At 34.1% G+C, this 18,883-nt stretch carries 16 protein-coding genes; 8 read left to right on the top strand and 8 right to left on the bottom strand.

Translation table 11 applies throughout. The features are described from left to right. Positions 1 to 281: 281 nt before the first annotated feature. Positions 282 to 698 (bottom strand): helix-turn-helix domain-containing protein, encoded by a 417-nt coding sequence (locus OXQ85_RS04810; protein ID WP_346659705.1) that lies wholly within the window; start codon positions 696 to 698, stop codon positions 282 to 284. Between the two features lie 61 nt (positions 699 to 759). On the opposite strand from OXQ85_RS04810, the gene OXQ85_RS04805 reads away from it, so the two are divergent. Then, the gene (locus OXQ85_RS04805) at positions 760 to 1,389 is read left to right on the top strand and encodes an NAD(P)H-dependent oxidoreductase (protein WP_267402674.1); all 630 of its coding nucleotides are present in this window, start codon (positions 760 to 762) and stop codon (positions 1,387 to 1,389) included. A 351-nt stretch (positions 1,390 to 1,740) separates the two neighbouring features. Then, a complete protein-coding gene (locus OXQ85_RS04800) occupies positions 1,741 to 3,192 on the top strand; it encodes an OmpA family protein (protein ID WP_267402673.1) in 1,452 nt (483 codons plus the stop codon). A gap of 176 nt (positions 3,193 to 3,368) precedes the next feature. Here OXQ85_RS04800 and OXQ85_RS04795 read toward each other — a convergent pair whose 3' ends face one another. Beyond that, positions 3,369 to 3,749, bottom strand: coding sequence for an STAS/SEC14 domain-containing protein (locus OXQ85_RS04795; RefSeq protein ID WP_267402672.1), 381 nt, complete (start codon positions 3,747 to 3,749; stop codon positions 3,369 to 3,371). Positions 3,750 to 4,076: 327 nt separating this feature from the next. Between OXQ85_RS04795 and OXQ85_RS04790 the strand changes: the two genes are divergently transcribed. The 3 genes from OXQ85_RS04790 (at position 4,077) to OXQ85_RS04780 (ending at position 8,777) form a co-directional block, all read left to right on the top strand. Next, positions 4,077 to 4,442, top strand: coding sequence for a response regulator (locus OXQ85_RS04790; protein ID WP_267402671.1), 366 nt, complete (start codon positions 4,077 to 4,079; stop codon positions 4,440 to 4,442). A gap of 50 nt (positions 4,443 to 4,492) precedes the next feature. Next, positions 4,493 to 6,481 (top strand): PAS domain-containing sensor histidine kinase, encoded by a 1,989-nt coding sequence (locus tag OXQ85_RS04785; protein ID WP_267402670.1) that lies wholly within the window; start codon positions 4,493 to 4,495, stop codon positions 6,479 to 6,481. Between the two features lie 91 nt (positions 6,482 to 6,572). After that, positions 6,573 to 8,777, top strand: coding sequence for an ATP-binding protein (locus OXQ85_RS04780; RefSeq protein ID WP_267402669.1), 2,205 nt, complete (start codon positions 6,573 to 6,575; stop codon positions 8,775 to 8,777). A 291-nt stretch (positions 8,778 to 9,068) separates the two neighbouring features. Here the strand turns inward: OXQ85_RS04780 and OXQ85_RS04775 are convergent, their stop codons facing one another. From OXQ85_RS04775 to OXQ85_RS04760, 4 genes are all read right to left on the bottom strand, one after another. Then, complete coding sequence (locus OXQ85_RS04775) at positions 9,069 to 9,554, bottom strand: DUF4385 domain-containing protein (protein ID WP_267402668.1); 486 nt, start codon at positions 9,552 to 9,554, stop codon at positions 9,069 to 9,071. A 112-nt stretch (positions 9,555 to 9,666) separates the two neighbouring features. Further along, a complete protein-coding gene (locus OXQ85_RS04770) occupies positions 9,667 to 10,041 on the bottom strand; it encodes a response regulator (RefSeq protein ID WP_267402667.1) in 375 nt (124 codons plus the stop codon). Next, positions 10,031 to 11,536 (bottom strand): PAS domain-containing protein, encoded by a 1,506-nt coding sequence (locus tag OXQ85_RS04765; RefSeq protein ID WP_267402666.1) that lies wholly within the window; start codon positions 11,534 to 11,536, stop codon positions 10,031 to 10,033. Before OXQ85_RS04765 ends, OXQ85_RS04770 begins: the two co-directional genes overlap by 11 nt. Before the next feature lie 72 nt (positions 11,537 to 11,608). Then, positions 11,609 to 14,104 (bottom strand): ATP-binding protein, encoded by a 2,496-nt coding sequence (locus tag OXQ85_RS04760; RefSeq protein ID WP_267402665.1) that lies wholly within the window; start codon positions 14,102 to 14,104, stop codon positions 11,609 to 11,611. A gap of 269 nt (positions 14,105 to 14,373) precedes the next feature. Between OXQ85_RS04760 and OXQ85_RS04755 the strand changes: the two genes are divergently transcribed. The 3 genes from OXQ85_RS04755 to OXQ85_RS04745 all read left to right on the top strand — a co-directional run bounded on the left by OXQ85_RS04755 (position 14,374) and on the right by OXQ85_RS04745 (position 17,541). Next, positions 14,374 to 16,077: an FAD/NAD(P)-binding protein gene (locus OXQ85_RS04755; protein WP_267402664.1), complete on the top strand. Its 1,704-nt coding sequence runs from the start codon at positions 14,374 to 14,376 to the stop codon at positions 16,075 to 16,077. 142 nt (positions 16,078 to 16,219) lie between these two features. Then, the gene (locus OXQ85_RS04750; protein WP_267402663.1) at positions 16,220 to 17,224 is read left to right on the top strand and encodes an SDR family oxidoreductase; all 1,005 of its coding nucleotides are present in this window, start codon (positions 16,220 to 16,222) and stop codon (positions 17,222 to 17,224) included. 14 nt (positions 17,225 to 17,238) lie between these two features. Continuing rightward, positions 17,239 to 17,541 (top strand): hypothetical protein, encoded by a 303-nt coding sequence (locus OXQ85_RS04745; protein WP_267402662.1) that lies wholly within the window; start codon positions 17,239 to 17,241, stop codon positions 17,539 to 17,541. A gap of 187 nt (positions 17,542 to 17,728) precedes the next feature. On the opposite strand, the gene OXQ85_RS04740 is transcribed toward OXQ85_RS04745, so the two are convergent. Together OXQ85_RS04740 and OXQ85_RS04735 are read right to left on the bottom strand one after the other, a co-directional pair. Next, positions 17,729 to 18,427, bottom strand: coding sequence for a lycopene cyclase domain-containing protein (locus tag OXQ85_RS04740; RefSeq protein ID WP_267402661.1), 699 nt, complete (start codon positions 18,425 to 18,427; stop codon positions 17,729 to 17,731). Between the two features lie 3 nt (positions 18,428 to 18,430). Further along, positions 18,431 to 18,883, bottom strand: coding sequence for a sterol desaturase family protein (locus OXQ85_RS04735; protein WP_267402660.1), 453 nt, complete (start codon positions 18,881 to 18,883; stop codon positions 18,431 to 18,433).

The following is an 18,883-nucleotide window of genomic DNA, read 5'->3' as shown; positions in this document are numbered from 1 at the left end:
GTGGCGCCGAGTTTGCATACCTCAAAAAATTTAAATACAAGTCCGATAGTGGTCAGATAATAACCAAAATAATGGCTCCCATAAAAGCACTTGACTTGTTTTAAAAACCAACTGTCGAGTCTCTGTCACAGTGGTCAAAAAAGTTTTTTTATTTTCAAATCATTTATATGTATTAACAATTTATGTAAATAAAGTATGTATGTATGTTTTCAGAGATAATCTAATTTTAATTAAAAAGATTCTTTTTAAATATTATACTAGATTTTTTATCTTAGCACAATTTAACTTTCTATTATTTTCTTCCTGTGATTTCTTCCCCAATTTGCAATTGTCAAGGTCAAATCCTTCAGTGTTTTTCCGTACTCTGTTAAATCATAAACTACCGACATTGGCTGGGTATCAATGACTGTACGGCTGATCAATTGATTAATTTCCATATCTTTCAGTTCCCGACTCAACATTTTCCCCGAAATACCTTTTACCTCACGTAATAATTCAGAATAGCGCATGGGCTGAAAACATAAGCAGGCAATGATGGATACTTTCCATCTTCCCCCAATCACATCCATGGCATCATGAATACACAATATATTGTAACTACATTCTTTAACAGGATTATTATTATTTTCATCCATATTTCCTATAATTCTGTATTTTATTAAGATGGTTACCCTAATGTCACCATTACTTTTTGTCACAAAGTTACTAAAAGTCACTAATAGACTTTACCTTTGCTAAAGAAAAAAAAGTTTTTACAAAATGGAATTATTACAAGATTTGAACTGGCGATATGCCGTTAAAAAGTATAAAAATGATAAAGTGGATGAGGAAAAAGTAGACCAAATCCTAAATGCTATAAACCTCACTGCATCTTCTTGCGGATTGCAACCTTACCGTTTGTTTGTAATAACTAATGAAGACCTAAAACTTAAATTGAAAGCAGAATCTTTTAACGGACAAATTGCAGAATCTTCACACCTATTAGTTTTCGCCGCTTATAATAAGATCACAACGCAAAACGTACAAGATCTAGTGTCCCTCACATCCCAAGTAAAAAACGTGTCAATTGAATCGCTAAATGGTCTATTTGTATCTATAGATTCCTTTTTTAAAAGTAGAACCGATGAGCAAAACAGACATTGGGCAGAGAAACAAACCTACATTGCATTAGGCACTGCACTAATTGCCGCTGCTAACTTACGTGTTGATGCTACACCTATGGAAGGTTTTGATCCTGAACTATTCGACAACCTACTAGGTCTTGAAAAAAAAGGGCTGCACAGCACAGTTATTCTTTCTTTGGGATATCGCGATGAAGCTAATGATTATTTAGCTAATACGGAGAAAGCCAGAATACCTTTAGAAGAAATGGTACATAAGATAAATTAATACTTATCTAAATAAAATCTGAAGTTATTATAAGAACCGATCTCTTATTTTCAAATAGAGGCAAGCCAATCAAAAAAATTCTGTCAATAATTTTTTTCTCCCTAATAATTTAAAAATTTGGTTTGTAGATCTACCTAAAATTTATAGAAACAACCAGTAAAAAACGAGCTTACAAAAAATATATTTTAAGATATAAATGAATATCAAACCGTTAAGTCTAGGCTATTAATAAAACTGATATTAAAATATTCTAAAATACATCCATTGGTATGGAAATTGTAAATTACAAAATCCAATTTAGTTAATATTTTTAATGTATTAACTTCAATAAATTAATCATCAAAATAAATTATGAAATGTAATCTAGCATCTATAGCTTTAGCTATGGCTATTCCTATGTATGGTTTTGGGCAGGACTCCACTACCGTTATCAACAATCAGTATCCTAACACTTTCAGCTCGGGATCTGCTAATGTTTCCCCATTTAATTCTTCAGCAAAAAGATTTAATGACTGGTCGATCTCCGTAGGAGCTGGTATTCCTCTATTGCAAACAGCAGATCTTACTTCTATTAAAAACGGAAATGGGAAAAATCTTTTCGGATATTCAGCTTATGTGAGTGTAGATAAGGCTATTACCCATGCATTTGGGCTAAAGCTTCAATATGACAGAGGCGAAACAAGACAAGGATGGTTTAATACAAAGAATGCAGCACCAAGTAATGCAAGCATGACAGGACAAGTTGCAGGAAGAACCCAGTATGATGCAATATCTGTTTTAGGAGATATTAATTTTTCTAATTTATTAAGAAGAGTTGATAATAATTCAACCTTTAGGTGGGCATTGCATGGTTATGCAGGTATTGGTACGCTGGCGTACAAAGCTTTCCAGAAAGATGAAACCGGACAAAGATTAATGACTGAGGTGAAACCTTTTAAGCTTAATTCATTATTCGGACAGGCGGGTGCTGGTCTTAAGTATAAAATAAGCAACAGAGTCGATATCGAAGGTAGATTAATGTATGTAATTACAGGAGATGACGAATTTGACGGTGGAGGAAATCATAATAGTGCGATCAATCAACGTTCAGAAAACACATCCGACAATTTCTTCAATGCTACTTTAGGTCTGACCTTCAACTTAGGAAAGCACGAATCGCACTTAATGTGGCATGATCCTTTGCAGGAAATTTACTATAGAATGGATGACTTAGCAGCAAAAAATCAAGATATTACAGTATGTAAGAGTGGTGATGCTGATAACGACGGTGTTTGTGATGATTGGGACAGACAGCTAGACACCCCTGCAGGCGCAAGGGTAGACGGTGCCGGAGTAGCATTGGATACTGATCTTGACGGTGTTATTGATCTCTATGACAAATGTGTTACAGTACCCGGCCCAGTAGATAATCAGGGCTGCCCTACTGCTCCCAATGGTGGGCCGGTTGATGAGCAAACCAGAGTTCTTGAAGGCATTGAGTTTGACCTTAATTCGGCCAGAATTTTACCTTCAAACACTCCAATTCTAAATAATGCGGTAAATTATATTAATTCATCATCAGGCGGGTACAGAGTGATAGGTTCCACTGATACTAGAGGTACTGCTGCCTACAATAAAAGATTATCTGAAAAAAGAGCCGGAAACGTTAAAGATTACTTAATCAAAAATGGTGTACAGTCTGGCAGACTGGAAGCTGTGGGAAAAGGCAAGGATGACTTACGATATCCTGAATGCGATCCAGCATCTAAATGCCCGGAGTGGAAAAACAAGGCTAATAGAAGAGTATATTTCGAAGCAAAATAAATGCATAGTTTTATCTAATAAATAATTGAAAGGGTTCTTTTAGAACTCTTTTTTTTTATCTAACTTTTTATAAGCTTGCATGTAAATTTTACAATAATCTGTAAATGAACATTTAATCATGAAAAAAGCCGAAGATTATTCATCTTCGGCTTAAAAAATATTTTTATGCTTAATATTTAAGCACTTAAAGCTTTTCCGTTATGACACCAATAAAGGGCATCGTATATGTTTTGTTTTGAAAAAAATCTTAGCTCACCCGACATTAATGTGGCAAACATCTCATGGAAGCTTTCTAAATGGTCATCATCCATTACGATCGCCGTCCTGTTCCAGTTCGTAAAGTCTTGTAAATTTGAACAACATTCTTTGAATAAGCTTTGGAAATTATCTTTTTCAACATTTCCATTCAAATAAATCATGTAGTTGAGTTCTTGAAATTTCGAATGCTTATGCTTAATATGAGGAAGAACTAATGCTTCAAAATCATTTTTTGGGGTTTCTCCCATCGCATAGAACGCTGCAACATTTTCTGGAGCGTCAGTAAGAATAGAAATCATATAATAATAGTTAATTGGTTAAAAAAGTTATTTCAAAAAACGAACCAAATTTTAAGTTTTTCTATGAAAAACCATATTTGCCATTATCCTTCTATTTATTTTAATATTAGAATCATAATACAAACATCCTTCAATATTCTTTACTCTATTTAAGTGGTGGTGCCTACAGCATCCGGATGTTAAATATTATTCCGGTAAATACCAGTATTCCAATATCTTTTTAATTTATTGTAATTTTTTTCAATCAAAATATTCAATTTACGGTAAAATGGAATCTATTTTGATTTATAAAAGAATTGTATTATTGTAAAATATTAAAAGTAGTTCATGAATTATCCTAAAGTTATGGTATGTGATGATCATCAGAGTATTCTTGATGTGGTACAGTTGATGTTAGAAAGTTCAGGCTTTGAAGTTATAACTGAGGTGGATAGTACAAAATTGATTTCACGGATAAAAAAAAGCAACCCCGATATTCTTTTGTTAGATCTCTGGATGCCTTCACTATCTGGCGAAGAAATCCTCAAATTAATTCGAACAGATGATGAGATTGTTAATTTGCCGGTAATTGTTCTTTCCGCTAGTGCAAATGGAGATGATATTGCGAAAGATGCAGGAGCCGATTCATTTGTTCCCAAACCTTTTGACATGGATGATCTTATCGGTAAAATAAGACACTTAACCAGTAATTAAAACAGTAGTACATTCAAATCTTTGTTATTCCTTAAATATAAAATTACATAATGACTTTATCTCCTGAAAGGATAGTTGGGCTAAGCAAAATGGCTGGTGAAATTAAAAAATTTGGCTGGGAAAATACTGCTTTGGGGGCTATATCTGAATGGGATGACCATTTAGTGGTTCATGCCAACATGATGTTATCCTGCCCCTTTCCGATGATGATTTGGTGGGGATCAGAATTGTTACAGCTGTATAATGATTCCTGTAGCGACATAATATCTTTGCAACAAAGTAATATTCAAAAATCTTTGGGGCAGAAAGCAAATGATTTTTGGTCTGAAGCATGGGATACTATATCAGATAGATTGAAAAAACTTCATCATGATCCGTTAGCCGTATTTGAAGAAGATCAGCTTGTACCAATTTATAGAGGTAACCATCTGGAACATGTTTACTGGACGTTTAGCTACAGTAACTTGATGGATAGTAAAGGAAATAATGCAGGAATTTTGATTATTTTTAAGGAAACTTCAAAATCTAATACAGAATTAAGACATAAGAGAGAGGAAGAAAATTTTCTTTTAAGCCTTACAGATAAATTAACCGGCGTTCGTGAGGTAGAGGATATTTATACTATTTCTTTAAAATCAATTCATAAGCATTTTTGTTTTTATGATACCGGATATATAAAAATTAATAGAAAAGCAGACAACTCAAAAATTTTAAAAAATTTTTCTACCTTGGAGAATGTAATGCCAGCCGTTGATTTTAAAGAAACTTTTTTGAATAAATCTGGTGTTTTAATAAATGAATCCGGTAAAATAAATGAAGGTTATTCCATTAAGTTTGAAAAGATTAATACTTCTGAAGAAAATGGTATTGAGACTTATTTCTACGCTATTCTACCTGATGACTTTCAATGGAATCAATTTAAACAAAATACTTTTCGTGATGCCTGCAAACGTGTATCAGATCTGGCAGTAATTGCAGAATCTCAGAATAAACTAATGATCTCAGAATCCCGATACCGTTCCTTATTCGAGAATATTTTGGATGCATTCATGGTTATCGATTTTATCCTTGATAATGCCGGAAATCCTATAAATTATACTTTTGTAACAACTAACCCCGCCTTTGAGATACAAAGCGGATTAAAAAATGTGGTTGGGAAAACAATATTGGAGATCATGCCCGATGTGGAAAATGAATGGATCAAAGCATATGGCTCAGTAGCCATTACGGGAAATCCTATTCAGTTTAACCAGTATAATGAAGGAACCAAAAGATATTACGAGGTATTTGCATCATCTGTAAAAGAACATCCAAGCCAAGTGGTAGTGGTATTTAGAGATGTTACCGAAAAAAAGCGTGAAGATGAAAGAAAGAAAAAATTCCTGAATCTTGCGAGCCATGAATTAAAAACTCCACTGACTTCAATTTATGGTTACCTCCAGATTATTCAGCGGCTTCATAAGGATAAGAAATACGAGATGGCAACATCTATTTTGGAAAAATCTGTAAGCTATGTCAATAGGATGAATACCATGATTAATGGTTTTTTGCATCTTTCCAAAATTGAAGATTCTATCGAGTCTTTTCATCTGGAATTAGTGAATATTACAGAATTAATAAAAGAGTGTTATCAAGAGGCTGTTTCCTATCACAATACTCACAAAATTGTTTTTTCACATTCTGACTGTCATTATATAACGGTAGACCGTAAGAGGATAATGATGGTAGTTCAAAACTTAATTACGAATGCCGTTCAATATTCACCAAAAGGTTCATGCATTACGATTTCATGTATACAATCAAACGGTCAGGTTACCATCAGCGTCGAAGACGAGGGAATAGGAATTTCTCCTCATGAGATAAAAAATATTTTTAAAAAATTCTATAGAATTGAAGATAATCCTGTTACCGGGGTTTCAGGTTTTGGGCTTGGGCTATATATAAGTTCAGAAATTCTTAAGCAGCACAATAGTGAAATCATTATCAGAAGCAAAGCGGGTAAAGGATCAATTTTTCACTTCTCTTTACCTCTTCAGTAAATATAATAGTCATTAAAGCTAACCAGATTTTTAATGACACTATTGAAAGATTTCCCTTAATTAAATTCACTTTTAAATCAATGTCTATTTTATGATTAAAGATGCACTAGATGTTTGCAGCAGTGAGCAGATTCATATTCCAGGATTTATTCAATCTCATGGATATTTAGTAATAATAAATAAAGATAATAATATTATTTACTGCAGCAAAAACTTTATAGAACTCACTGGTAAAGACCAAGATCATTTATTAGGATCATCTGTAACCTCACTAAATTCAATGTTAGGAAAAAATGAGGAAGATAAGTTTATCACTAGTTTAATTTCCTTAGCCTGGCAAGGTCGGGACTTTAAGCCACTCAATCCTTATTTGGTAATTATACATGATAAGAAATACAATATGATCATTTCATTATCTGAGGATTATTACCTGCTAGATTTTGAGCCTGAAGAATCTGACCTTTTTACAGATCCGAGTAATACAGTGGGAGCAAGTCTATCTCAAATGTTGGCCGACAAAAATCTGGAGGCTATATTAGAAAATTCAGTGGCTCAGATCAAGAATATCATCTGTTATGACAGAGTCATGATCTATAAATTTCATAAAGATGGTCATGGAGAAGTCGTTGCTGAAGATAAAAACACTGAGCTGGAAACTTGGCTGGGTCTTCATTATCCAGCTTCTGATATTCCCGAACAGGCTCGTAAGCTTTACATACAAAATTATACCCGGTTGATTAACAATGTCTTTGAAGACACAATTCCCCTTATAAGTAAATCAGATATTCCTGCCGATCTTAGCAATAGTACACTCAGAGCAGTCTCTCCTGTTCATATTCAATATTTGAAAAATATGAATGTTATATCAAGCTTCAGCGTTTCTATAATTGTGGAGGATCAATTGTGGGGCTTGATTGCCTGCCACAATTATTCACCGAGATACATCAACTTCAGACAGCGAGAGACTGCAAAGCTTATAGGTCAGGTTCTTAGCTCTTGTATAGGATTGCGTACTCAAGAAAAGTTACAAAAGGAAAATATGAAAATCCAAAATGCTGTTATGGACATTACCAAAAGCTTAAATGGTGAAAATATTTCAGATTTTATGTTTCATTGTTCTACTGTATTTATGGAGGCATTCAAAGCAAGCGGGATCGCTTTTCTATTTGAAGGAGAAATTAAAACAATCGGAAATGTTCCGTCCTCATCTTCGCTGCTTAAAATTACGGAGCTTATCAACAATAGTTCTGAAGATAAAATTATTTTCTCCGAAAACATACTGAATATTACAACTTATAAAGAAAAAGCTAATTATGCAGGCTTCATGGGGATTCGTCTTACTGAAAATATCAAAGACTGCTTGATTATTTTCCGACCAGAAATTACGCAGACGGTTTTATGGGCAGGAGACCCTACAAAGCTTATACAGTTTGATAAGCACGGAAACCCATTTATTTCTCCAAGAAATTCTTTTGAAAAGTGGTCTGAAGAAGTAAAAGGAAAGTCTGAGCCTTGGTCTACTGCGGAGCAGATGGCTCTTACGGAAATAAGAGATGAAATAAATTTCGCTGTAGGAAGAAAAACAGCCGAACTGAGAATTTTAAATGAAAAGCTCAGAGATGCCTATGCTGAACTTGATTCTTTTGCACACACAATTTCTCACGATCTTAAAATACCTTTAACAACTATTAAGGCATTTGGAGAACTCATTATCAGGAAATCATCTGAGGATGATGTGAAAGCAATGTCGTCAAAAATCGTGGATAATTCTAATCGTCTTCATCTCATGATTAAAACAGTATTAGAGTATTCAAAGGTTGGCCAGAAAGATGTCTCAAAAGTTACGATCGATATGACTGCTTTGGTTAATGATATCGCAGAACAGCTTAAATTGAACAGTAAAAACTCTAATTTAGAATTAATCATAAATAATACTCCAGACATTGAAGGAGACCCAATTCTTATTTTTCAGGTATTTCTAAATATCATTGAAAATGCAGTAAAATATTCTCATAAAATAGAGCTTCCTATTGTTTCTGTAGAAGGCATTACTGACAGTAACGAAACCGTTTACATTATTAAAGATAATGGAATAGGAATGGATAAGGATCAGTTGGCAGGAATATTTGGATTATTTAACCGAGTAGGAAAAACAGATGAATATGAAGGGAGTGGAATTGGTCTTGCGACTGTAAAAAAAATTATTACAAGACATGGAGCGCAAATAAAAGTAGACAGCGAAGAAGGCCTAGGAAGCATTTTTACACTGACATTTCCTAAAACAAAAATAGCGTGAACCTGACCAAAAGCAAACTACTGAAAATTGAAAGAAAATAAAAAGAATCCAGATTAAAAAATATGGATTCTTTTATCGATTAGAATTACCAGATTATTAACTAACGAAAAAAAGCTGTTCAAATTACAGTATTCCAGTATTTTTTGGCTGAAAATTTGTTTTATCTTCTTAAAAGAAAATTATGAAAATACTAAAACTTGCTTTATATGTCATCGCTGCCTTAGCCAGTCTAACTTTAGTTGTGGTGGTAATTAGAGAGCTTACTTAAACCTCAATAAGCTGATGGCAAATCTATCCATTATTTTTCACCCATTCCTTTTTCATCTTTGCATATTTCGGATTTTTCTCGGCCTTCCTCCACATTTTATAAAATATATTTGCTGATTCAGCTTTTAAGGGATCACCCGTACCCTTTTCTAAAGGGTGATAGTTGTCTGAAGCATCATACTTTTTACCCCCTTTATAATTATAATATCTTCTTGAGCGCGTAAATCCCATTTGTAAAAACTTTCTGGCCATGTCTGCTCCTACAAAGTCTTCTTCACTAACGTAATTAAGAAAAAGTTCAAAAATACTGTTTGCACTCTCTTTTGCAATTTCAGGGGTTTTGAATCTCCAAAATTTCCCAATATCAGTTTTGTAAGGCTCGCAAATCAATACACCTTGCTCTCCTTTGCCAACCTTATATAATAGTGGATTTTTTTTATAATCGATATCACTTTTCCAAGCGTAGTCTTTGGAATTAAAATTTAGGTAGCTGGGTAATTTTGAAGACATATGATTTTATTCTAAAATAATATATTTCAGTGATTATTGATACCTTGCCATTCTTAGTTTGTTGAAAATGCAAAAAGATTATTATGTAAGTGATCTTTTTGCATTTTTACAATTATAATATAGGAACTGTAACAAAATCAGAAATTGTTTTTAATAAGTGATCGATATCAAAAGGTTTAAATATAAAACTATTGGCACCCGCCTCAAAAGCTATCTTATCACCATCACGGCTTGCTGAAAGCACCACTACAGGGATATGCTTAATATCCGCATCGTTGCGAATAAGCTTCAATACCTGATCTCCTGATAATAAAGGCATCCAAAGATCCAAAAGAATAAGATCTGGTTTTATTTCTTTAATATGTTTGATAACGTTAACACTATTTATTTCTGTGAAAACTGTAAATCCCTCGTCTTCAAGTAACATTTCTATAGTATACAGAATCCCTGCATCGTCATCACAGATTAATATCTTCTTATTTTCCATTTTCAAATTTTAGTATTGGTAATGTAAAGCTGAAGGTTGATCCCTTCCCTATTTCGCTCTCCACCCAAAGTGTTCCTTTATGGTTACTAACGATCTCTTTACTGATATAAAGGCCTATCCCAAGACCTGGAAATTTTTTTTGAATATCACCTACTCTGAAAAAACGATCAAATATCTTAGACTTGTCTTGTGAGCTGATGCCCATTCCATAATCTGTAATGGAAATTTTCACATAATTTCCTACTTTACTTATATATACCTCTATTTTTTCAGAATCGGGAGCATACTTTACAGCATTAGAAATCAAATTATTAATAACCTGTGAAAGTTGAAGCTCATCTCCCATCACAATTGCATCTGTGCTTCCTTCGACACTAATATTATAATGCGGTATGGTGAATACTAAATTATCTATAGTTTCTTTTAAAAAATGATCAACGTTAAAGGGCTCTGTATGCAATTCAATATTCCCTGACTGAATTTTTGAGGTATCCAGCAATTCAGTAATTAGATTATTAAGTTTATCTACGTGTACGGATACCTTCCCAAGAGTATCCAAAAATTTCTCTGTGATTCCTCCCGAGCTCATCCTTTGCAAAAGTTGCACTAAACCTTTTATTGTCGTAAGAGGTGTTTTCAGCTCGTGGCTTGCAATAGATAGAAAATCATCTTTTCTTCTTTCCATTTCCCTCTTTTCACTGATATCTTCAATAGCTAATAAGATTCTGTCTTTATAGCTACCGTCGAATTCGATTCTGTAAGCATTTAAGAGCATCAGCCTTTTTCCGATATAGGGGAAAGTATGCTCTACTTCAAAATCGGTTACTGGATTGCTTGTGGGAAGAATTTTAATTAAAAGTTCTTTTAGTGCTGGGATATTCCATTGATTATTTCCCAATTCGTAAAGAATTTTCCCTACTGTTTCTTCTGAAGTAACTTTAAATGTTTTTAGGAAATGATTGTTGGCACTTAAAACTTTAAAATCAGGGCTAAGAACCAGCAGACTTTCTCTGACGGTCTGAATAATACTCGATAGAAATATTTCACTCTCAACAAGTTCCTTAGTTCTTTGGGCAATTTTACTTTCAACCGACTCTTTCTCTTCTCGAAGGTCATGTTCAATTTTCTTCCGATCTGTAATATCATTCTGCACTCCTATAAAATGAGAGACTTCTCCATTTTCATCTTTTACAGGCGCAATATAAAGTTCGTTCCAAAACAAATCTCCATTTTTACGATAATTTCTTATCTCTACTCTGCATTCTTCTCCTTTCTCGATACTGGTCTTCAGGAGCTGACGCTGCGATTGGGCACGATCTTCTGCCTGAAGAAACCGACAGTTATGCCCGATAATTTCTTCGTGACTATATCCACTTATTTTCTCAAAAGCCTTATTACAATATACGATCGGATTATCCGGCTGTTTATTATCTGTTATAATAATGCCTGAATTGGCTGAATCAAGAGCTTTTAAATATATGTCTAAATTATTCATTTCTTCATTATTTTTAAAGGATTTTATATCAAATATTTAACCCTTTACTATAATATCAATCTATAAATTTTATCATTCTAATGAGTTTGTAGGTATAGAAAACCAAAAAACACTTCCTTTTTCAGCTTCCGATTCCGCTCCAATCTGTCCACCGTGTTTTTTAATAATTTCAGAGCATATATATAGCCCCAAACCCAATCCTGAATATACCTTTCCTGAGTGATCGGCTCTATAATATCTTTCAAACAAATAAGGTAATATTTCACGATCAATACCTTCTCCGAAGTCTTTTATTTTAACAATAGCGTTATGATTATCCTTCTCTATAATTACATGTAGTTTTCTACTTAAGGGTGCATATTTGATGGCATTATTGATAAGGTTGACAACCACCTGATCTATTCTGCTTTCATCAGCATGCACTATTAATTCTTTATTTCCCAAAAAAATAATTTCATAATCGTCATCTTTTTGAATATTATTGGAACTATTCATTACCATTTGGTAAAGATTAAATTCTGTTTTCTTCAACTCCAGCTGTCCTTCACTTATCCTCGTCACATTAAGTAATTCATCTACCAGAATACTTATTTTCTCCACACTTCGAACCGACTGTTCTATAAGTTTTGTATGTGTAGAAGAATAAGGTTTGTCTTTAATTCGATCCAAAAACTGTATAGATGCTTTCAAGGCAGTAATGGGAGTTTTGAGCTCATGACTTGCAGTACTAAGGAAATCATCTTTTTTTTGTTCAAAAAGTTTCTTCTCAGTAATATCGCCGGCCATCCCAACCATATATTCAGGTTCTCCTGAAGTACTGTATATTGATCTCCCTTGTGCCTGTACCCAATGTAGAGTACCATCTGGCCACCGGATGGGAAATTCCATTTTATACACCGTTTTATTTCGAATAGACTCTTTTACCAAAGTCTTCAAAAGATCAACTTTTTGTGGTAAGACTGTGTTAAAAAGATCGTGATAAGAAAATTCCTCATCAGGTTGGAAACCATAGATCATTTTAAACTGATCATCACTCGACATTTCTCCTGTTTTCAAGTTGATCTGGGTTGCACCCAAGCCTCCCACATCCATTGCTATCTGAAGTCTTGTATTAACTTCATCTACACGACGACGGCCATTTACTTCTTCTGTAACATCATAGGCAACAACTAGTATTGCTTTTTCATTTTCATTTAGTCGATTAATAGGGCGGTAAACCACATTAAAATATTCTTCTGTATTATGAATATTAACTTTTATCTCTTTCCCATAATATGAATCTCCAGAATTCATTACCTTAATAAGAATATCTGCAAATACATTTTCGGGAGAATTGTATAAACTTCCTAGTAAAGGTTGACCAATAAGCGACCTATCAATTTCCAAAATTCTCAGCAGAGCTTCATTCGCAGCATCAACAATGAGATTATCACCTTTAAAATACCCAATAGCTACAGGTGAATATTCAATCATCGTACGAAAGCGCTCTTCCCTCTCATTAACAATACCAAGAAGTTGTTTCAATTGATTTTGAGATTCAATTAATTCATTATTCGAATCTGTCAATTTCTCATTTATTACCGACAACTCATGAATCATCGCCTTTTCTCTTTCTGCTATCAACGTTTTTTCAGTTACATCATTAGCAATAATTATTATTCTCTTCTGTTTTGCATTATTCTCAGGAAGTAATTTATAGTTTACATCAAAAAAACCTTCCTTAAGCCTCCCTTCTCGGAATATCGGAGCTTTAATAGAATATCCCATGTGAGAGCGCCCTGATCGAAACACTTCTTGTATAATTTTAATATACTCGTGGCCTTCTAATTCAGGCCTTGCCACTAATAGTGGTAAGCCCAAGATCGTTTTATCTCTCCCCCATATTTTAAACATCTCATTGTTTGCCTGCTCAATAATCATTTCATCTCCACAATATATTCCAATTGCAATAGGTGCTCTTTCTACTAAAAGTCTAAATCTATTCTCACTTTCTATTAGCGTAGAGATAAGTTCCTTTACTTCTTCCTGCGATTGTTGTAAATTAAGATTGCTTTTAAGAAGATCATTATTGGTATCAGATAATTGCTCATTAATAGCAATATATTCTTCATTCATTGCAGAAAGATCTTCAATAAGCTTTTGCTCTGATATTGATTTTTCGTTGATCGTTTTAACAGCAGCCATCCTATCCGAAACCTCAAAGGCGGTGTGAAGAATGTATCTCATTTTATCATCACTTCCTTTAATAGCCTTGTATTCAAAGTCAAAATAAAACGTCTTGTAGGATCCGTTAACCATAAGATCTGCAGCATAGTTCTTCGCCAGAAAAGTCTGACCGGTTTGCCAAACTTCTTTCAATATTCCCAAAAAGGGCTGCCCATTGAGCTCTGGTAAAGCATCCTGAAAATTTTGCCCGATAATACTACTTGTTTTCCCCCAGAAAGACAACATCACTTCATTAGCATTTAAGATAGTGATATCATCTCCGCAATAGATCGCTGTAGCATTCGGTGAATAGTAAAGAACATTTAACAGTTCATCTGACGTAGATTCTTTGGGTATCTTCATACTTATATAAACTTAGCATATTTATAGCTTATAATAAATGAGTAGAATAACCTCCTGTAATGTAAGTCTATAATTGATTCAAACAGCATCAAAAACACTGCCATAATTTCGTTAATAGAGAACAACAGGTTTATAAACCTATTTATTTATTATAAATTTTGTTAAAGATATAAATCAGATCAAAATTTTTTAATAATTTTTTGCACTTTACATACCACATATATTTACAAAGGAACATAATTTGAATGTTGTGACACAAACAGCTAAATATGCATCATAATGATAAATCCGTAGCTCTCATTGGAGGCGGCCCCTCTTCTTTATTTGTACTCAAACACCTGGTATCTAATAATCTAAAGCTTGATAATATTTACATCTTCGAAAAAACCGAGAAATTGGGTGCAGGAATGCCTTATAGTTTGCTTGGAGCCAATAAAGAACATGTTGCCAACGTTTCAGCCAACGAACTTCCGGAATTGGCCGAAAGTTTTCTCAGCTACATTAAAAGATCAGATACTACCGAATTTTCTGAATTTGTGAAAGATAATACAATAAATGAGTACCAGGTCATTCCTCGGTTATTGTTGGGTAATTATCTCGAAGAGCAGTTTAAACTGTATATAAAGGAAGCAATAAAGATGGGCATAAATGTCCATATCCAAAAAAAAACCACGGTTTCTGATATTGAAAAAGATGAGTTCACAGGATCTTACCATATCTTTACCAATGAAGGAATCTGTTATTCTGTTTCTACGGTAATTTTATGTACAGGGCACTCATGGCCGAAGCGGCATGAGGAGATCATTCCCAATTGGTACGATTCTCCCTACCCTCCCTCAAAATTCTGTAAAAAAACAAATTTCCCTGTTGCCATTAGAGGAACTTCGCTTACAGCAATAGATGCAGTAAAATCTATTGCAAGGATGAACGGTGCATTTGTAGAGCAGGATGGGAATATAAGGTATGTATTGAATGAGAGTTCTCCTGACTTTTCTATCGATCTTTTTTCCCTTCGTGGTTTTCTTCCCTCGTTACGTTTCCACAGTGAAGACAATGCGTATTCAAGTGAATGGATTATGTCAACAGAGGAAATTCAGGAATATAAAAAAAACAACCATGGATTTGTTGATCTTGATTATGTATATGACAGAAACTTTAAACAGCCTTTGTCTAAAAAGAACAAAATAGTATATAATCAGATAAAATCTCTTTCTATAGAAGAATTCGTAGAAAAAATGTTAGCCATCAGAAAAGATCTAAATAGTTTTGAATTATTTAAAGCAGAATACACAGAGGCTGAAAAATCGATCAAAAGGCATGAGACCATTGCGTGGAAAGAAACCTTATCTTCCTTTAGCTATGCAATGAATTATCCTGCGAAACATTTTTCAGCAGAAGATATGTTGCGATTGAAAAAGACGCTCCTCCCTTTGATTTCGGTAATTATTGCTGCACTTCCTCAATCATCCTATAAAGAAGTTATTGCCTTATATGAGGCAGGGCTAATCCGTGTTTTAAGTGTTGATGATGAAAGCCGAATCGAACCTCATGAAGATGAAGGTGGTATTTATTATTACAAAGATGAGTATGATAAAAATATTAAAAAACATTACAGAATGTATGTGGATGCAATAGGGCAACAACCTGTAGAATATAACGATATCCCATTTGAGGGATTGAAAAAAAAGAATATGATTAGTTCCGGTTATCTTAAGTTCAAAAGCAAATCTGCAGCGGAGGAGCTGTTAAAAGAAGGAAGAAATGATATTTTAGAATATGATAAAGATCAATATTATCTCAGAGTGAAGGGGCTTAATATAAATGATAACTTTCAGGCATTGGATTACTACGGCCAGGCCATTAAAGATCTTTATATCATGGCAGTTCCTTATATCGCAGGATTAAACCCAGACTACTCTGGCCTGGATTTTTGCGATACTGCTGCTAAAATAATCGCTAACTCCTTGTCTTAAATTATTGAAATTTTAAATCCACAGCAAAAAAATATACCACAATTTACTCTTTTGATACAAGTTGGAATATAGATTGATAATATAAAGATACACAAAAGCGTATTTCATATGCGCTATCACACCACATCAAAATAAAATATTAATGGAAAAGGAAATGAACAGAAGAAATGCTATCGGAAAGATAGCAGCAACCATTGCTATTGCAGCGGTAGCACCTCAAACGTTTGCACAGTCGCAAAAAGTACAAAAAATTAAAAACTCAAGCAGCGAACTTACGGATCCTACTACCAAGTATCCAAGACCTCCCTTCAAAAAACAGTTCCAACCCTTTCCTGGGCTAGCAAGTAAAATGGAGCCTGTTCCTGATCATGGAGAGAAAAGCTATGTAGGTTCTGGCAGGCTCATGGGTAGAAAAGCTTTGATTACGGGTGGAGATTCAGGTATTGGAAGAGCTGCTGCAATTGCCTATGCTCGAGAAGGTGCCGATGTGGCCATTAATTATCTTCCTGAAGAAGAATCCGATGCGCGAGAAGTAATTGAATTGATAAAAAAAGAAGGACGGAATGCTGTAGGCATCCCCGGAGATCTAAGATTCGAAAACTTCTGTAAAGAATTAGTTAAAGAGGCGGTAAAACAATTGGGAGGGCTTGATATTCTTGTAAACAACGCGGGTCACCAGAAGACCCACGAGTCGATCCTAGATATAAGCACAGAGGAATTTGAAAGAACAATGAAAACAAACATTTATGCTCCGTTTTGGATAATTAAGGCTGCACTTCCGCATTTAAAGCCTGGATCTTCTATCATTGGGCTATCTTCTGTGCAGGCTTATGATCCTTCTGAGAATTTGTATGATTACGCACAGACAAAAGCTGCCACTACCAGTTATGTAAAATCATTAGCAAAGCAGCTAGGCCCAAAGGGAATACGTGTAAACGGAGTTGCTCCCGGGCCTGTATGGACAGCTTTAGAAGTAAGCGGAGGACAAACACAAGAAAATATTGTAAAATTCGGAAGTGAAACACCGTTAGGAAGGCCTGGGCAGCCTGCAGAACTAGCTTCAATATTTGTGCAGCTTGCCGCCAATGACGCAAGTTTTGCAACGGGACAAATTTACGGATCCTCTGGAGGAAGTGGTCAACCTTAAAAAAAGAATGATGTATGAAGAGCAGCAGCAAAATATGGATATTGTGTATTGCAGGAGTCTTTATTTACTGGAGCCTATCAAATAAAAAAAAGGTAGAAGATCAGGCTTTCACAGCTCCAGATGGAAATTTTTACAAGAAAGATGAAATTTACCAAACTGCAGATCAAATGCTTTATAAAAATGGAAAACTACTGCCGCAAAAAATTCATCCGAGGTTAACGGTAGATGAAATTAATGAGCAAGAAAATAAAGCCAGTGATTCGTTATCTTTTACACCAACAGATCATTTAGATGAACTTGAATTGATGAAATCCTAGTAAACTACTAAAACAGACCATCCTTTGGATGGTCTGTTTATACATTTTATCATTTTTTTAAGCAATCAACTATAATGTCTGATAAAATAATTAATCATCGTTTTGAGAGGCGGGAGACTGAATTGATTTTCAAGACTACTGTGAAGCCTTGGTATAACTTAAGATATAATTTTCCCAAATGATACTTTTAAGATAAAGAGCCCTTTGTTCTTCCAATTAATTCAAAGAAATATATATTCCAAAGGATTAATTCATATCCATACACAACATCTTCTAAGGGAATTGTCAGGATACGGAATCCCATAAAATTATCAGGATTATAATTTACAATGGGAGATTCTAGTCCGGTTCCTGTTAAAATACCATTGACCAATAAGAATCCCGGCATTAAAAGGATGTAAATAACAGATGCTTTTCCTATTATTCTTGCATTAAGCATAAAATATAGAATAAAAACAGTAACCCCTGTTGTTAAAAATGTCACCATTGTATAAATTTTAGCATGCTGATAAATTCCCAATCCTAAGGATAAAACAATAACAGCAACTGCAAAATATTTCTCCTTTTTATACTGCCAATTAAAATTGAAGAATTTATTAAGGCAGAAATACGTAAAAATACAGGCAAACGGAATACAGAAAAAGAAAAGTATTTCTTCAAATGGTAATCCCAAAATCGTAAGCCCGATAATATAATCATGATTAAACCACCATACACCTCGAGCTGTGAACCATATGTCCCATATGATAAATGCAAAAGCAACTAAAGCGGCAGATTTAATAAAGGCGCCAAAAAACCGACTAAATTTAATTTTATGGTGGAAAGAGAATACGAAGCATATGATGATCGTAAAAAAATTAATTAGAAGATAGGTATAATGCTGCATATATTATTTTTTATTCCAATACATTCTAAAATATCTGATGGGTACCCATAAAAAACCAAAACACTCGCCTTCTTCTTTGGTGATATGCTTGTGGTGCTGCTTGTGAGCTCGCCTTATTCCTAAAAGGTAGGGATTATTTGTCTTGGTAAATAATTTAAATCGCTGATGGATAAAAATATCGTGTACAAAAAAATAAGCCATACCGTACAGTGCTATGCCGATAGCAATATAAAACCAGTGATTGTAGCCATTTACAGTTCCATAATACATTAATGCTATAGTTGGCACGGCAAATATTAAGAAAAAATAATCATTTTTCTCTAAAGAGCCTTCATTACTGTGATCGTGGTGATCTTTATGCAAGCGCCACAAAAATCCGTGCATAATATACTTATGGGTAAGCCACGTTATTCCTTCCATGGTAAAAAAAGTGAGAAGAACAATAAAAAAATTCAT

Origin of the sequence: Chryseobacterium sp. GM_Chr_2 (assembly GCF_026540445.1) — a bacterium.
Classification (GTDB): Bacteria; Bacteroidota; Bacteroidia; order Flavobacteriales; family Weeksellaceae; genus Chryseobacterium.
Note: the sequence above shows the minus strand (reverse complement) of the source record. Positions and strands in the feature narration are given on the sequence as shown.

Coding starts and splice junctions, on each gene's coding strand:
- OXQ85_RS04805 (WP_267402674.1), top strand. CDS start 760: ATGGAATTATTACAAGATTTGAACTGGCGATATGCCGTTAAAAAGTAT.
- OXQ85_RS04800 (WP_267402673.1), top strand. CDS start 1,741: ATGAAATGTAATCTAGCATCTATAGCTTTAGCTATGGCTATTCCTATG.
- OXQ85_RS04795 (WP_267402672.1), bottom strand. CDS start 3,749: ATGATTTCTATTCTTACTGACGCTCCAGAAAATGTTGCAGCGTTCTAT.
- OXQ85_RS04790 (WP_267402671.1), top strand. CDS start 4,077: ATGAATTATCCTAAAGTTATGGTATGTGATGATCATCAGAGTATTCTT.
- OXQ85_RS04785 (WP_267402670.1), top strand. CDS start 4,493: ATGACTTTATCTCCTGAAAGGATAGTTGGGCTAAGCAAAATGGCTGGT.
- OXQ85_RS04780 (WP_267402669.1), top strand. CDS start 6,573: ATGATTAAAGATGCACTAGATGTTTGCAGCAGTGAGCAGATTCATATT.
- OXQ85_RS04775 (WP_267402668.1), bottom strand. CDS start 9,554: ATGTCTTCAAAATTACCCAGCTACCTAAATTTTAATTCCAAAGACTAC.
- OXQ85_RS04770 (WP_267402667.1), bottom strand. CDS start 10,041: ATGGAAAATAAGAAGATATTAATCTGTGATGACGATGCAGGGATTCTG.
- OXQ85_RS04765 (WP_267402666.1), bottom strand. CDS start 11,536: ATGAATAATTTAGACATATATTTAAAAGCTCTTGATTCAGCCAATTCA.
- OXQ85_RS04760 (WP_267402665.1), bottom strand. CDS start 14,104: ATGAAGATACCCAAAGAATCTACGTCAGATGAACTGTTAAATGTTCTT.
- OXQ85_RS04755 (WP_267402664.1), top strand. CDS start 14,374: ATGCATCATAATGATAAATCCGTAGCTCTCATTGGAGGCGGCCCCTCT.
- OXQ85_RS04750 (WP_267402663.1), top strand. CDS start 16,220: ATGGAAAAGGAAATGAACAGAAGAAATGCTATCGGAAAGATAGCAGCA.
- OXQ85_RS04745 (WP_267402662.1), top strand. CDS start 17,239: ATGAAGAGCAGCAGCAAAATATGGATATTGTGTATTGCAGGAGTCTTT.
- OXQ85_RS04740 (WP_267402661.1), bottom strand. CDS start 18,427: ATGCAGCATTATACCTATCTTCTAATTAATTTTTTTACGATCATCATA.
- OXQ85_RS04735 (WP_267402660.1), bottom strand. CDS start 18,883: ATGAATTTTTTTATTGTTCTTCTCACTTTTTTTACCATGGAAGGAATA.